Origin of the sequence: Vibrio sp. V10_P2A27P122 (genome assembly GCF_963874335.1) — a bacterium.
GTDB classification, from domain to species: domain Bacteria; phylum Pseudomonadota; class Gammaproteobacteria; order Enterobacterales; family Vibrionaceae; genus Vibrio; species Vibrio anguillarum.
In genome coordinates, this window is sequence record NZ_CAWNHY010000046.1 from 1 (window position 1) to 1996 (window position 1996).

The window sequence follows — 1996 nt, forward strand, 5'->3', positions numbered from 1 at the left end:
TGCCTTGCCTGTCTCGGCAAAAGTCGGCTTTATCGCTTTTATTTTTACCGTTATCGCGGGTGTTTCCATTGGTACGATTGCCGCACTAAAACACAACACTTGGATTGACTACACCATCATGTCGACGGCAATGATTGGCGTGGTGATGCCGTCGTTTGTTCTCGCCCCAGCTTTAATTTATCTCTTCTCCTTGCATTGGAAAATATTCCCGGCTGGTGGTTGGTTAGATGGAAGTTTCCAATATTTAGTACTGCCAGTGCTGGGTATGTCGATGCTCTATATTGCCACCTTTGCCCGTATCACCCGTGGCTCAATGATAGAAACACTCAACAGTAACTTTATTCGCACGGCACGCGCGAAAGGGTTGAGTTATCCCTATATCGTTGTTAACCATGCTTTGAAGCCAGCTTTACTGCCTGTTGTGTCGTACATGGGGCCTGCGTTTGTCGGTATTATTACGGGGTCTGTGGTGATTGAAACGATTTTCGGTCTACCGGGTATCGGTAAGCTGTTTGTTAACGCTGCATTTAACCGCGATTACTCATTGGTGATGGGTGTAACCATTTTAATTGGTTTCCTATTTATTCTTTTCAACGCCATTGTTGATATTTTGCTTGCGGTCATTGACCCGAAAATTCGCTACTAACAGGGACGTATGGTTATGTTAACGAAAAGAGAAAACCTAGCCGCGGTTGAGAAGTTTTCTGAAAACTTAGAAATAGCTGGCCGCAGCTTATGGCAAGATGCGCGAATTCGCTTTATGCGTAACAGAGCGGCAATGGTCAGTTTGTGTATTTTGACGATGATGACCCTTGCGGTGATCGTACTACCGATGATGGCCCCGTATACCTATGACAATACGGACTGGTATTCAATGCACGTTGGGCCCAATGCGGATCATTGGTTCGGCACCGATAGCCTTGGGCGTGATTTGTATGTGCGTACCTTAGTGGGTGGGCGAATTTCGCTGATGGTTGGCGTAATGGGCGCGTTGGTTGCTGTTCTGATCGGCACACTTTATGGTGCGGCGTCGGGCTTCATTGGCGGTAAAGTAGACCGCATTATGATGCGTATTTTGGAGATTTTATACGCTGTTCCTTTCATGTTCCTTGTTATTGTGTTGGTCACGTTCTTTGGCCGCAATATCGTACTTATCTTCGTCGCTATCGGTGCAATTGCATGGCTTGATATGGCGCGAATTGTGCGTGGCCAAACCTTGAGCCTACGCAGCAAAGAGTTTATTGAAGCGGCACATGTGTGTGGCGTCAGCAACTGGAAAATTATTACACGTCATATTGTGCCAAACGTGTTGGGTATTGTAGCGGTCTATTCGACGCTGTTGATCCCAAGTATGATTTTGACAGAGTCATTTTTATCTTTCCTTGGTCTTGGTGTTCAAGAGCCGATGACAAGCTGGGGAGCACTTCTACAAGAAGGTTCACAAACAATGGAAGTCGCTATTTGGCAACTTGCTTTCCCAGCCGCGTTCATGGTGGTCACCCTGTTTTGCTTTAACTATGTCGGTGATGGTCTGCGCGATGCGCTTGATCCTAAAGACCGATAATTAAAAGATTAAGGAAGCAATAATGAGCTTATTAGATGTCAAAGATCTGCGGGTCGAATTTACCACTCAAGATGGTATTGTTACCGCTGTCAACGATTTAACTTTTTCACTGGAGCAAGGCGAAACCCTCGGTATCGTAGGGGAGTCTGGCTCTGGTAAATCGCAAACCGTGTTCGCTATTATGGGTCTACTTGCCAAAAACGGTATTATCACGGGTAGCGCAAAATTTGAAGGGAAAGAGATCCTCAATTTGCCAGAAAAAGCTTTGAACAAAGTGCGCGCTGAACAAATTGCGATGATCTTCCAAGATCCAATGACGTCACTGAATCCTTATATGAAGGTCAGCGAGCAGTTGATGGAAGTACTGATGCTGCACAAAGGAATGAGCAAGTCGGCTGCGTTTGAAGAGTCGGTACGTATGCTAGAGGCGGT

3 protein-coding genes are annotated in these 1996 nt (G+C 46.0%); all 3 read left to right on the top strand.

Translation table 11 applies throughout. From position 1 onward, the window contains the following. A partial coding sequence (locus AACQ17_RS02860; protein WP_094167670.1) for an ABC transporter permease subunit occupies nucleotides 1-646 on the top strand: 646 nt, incomplete at its 5' end. 15 nt (nucleotides 647-661) lie between these two features. Further along, on the top strand, nucleotides 662-1564 hold the full coding sequence (oppC, locus tag AACQ17_RS02865) for an oligopeptide ABC transporter permease OppC (RefSeq protein WP_026028150.1): 903 nt from the start codon (nucleotides 662-664) through the stop codon (nucleotides 1562-1564). 22 nt (nucleotides 1565-1586) lie between these two features. After that, nucleotides 1587-1996: ATP-binding cassette domain-containing protein (locus tag AACQ17_RS02870; protein ID WP_141201445.1), on the top strand; the 410-nt coding region annotated here is incomplete at its 3' end.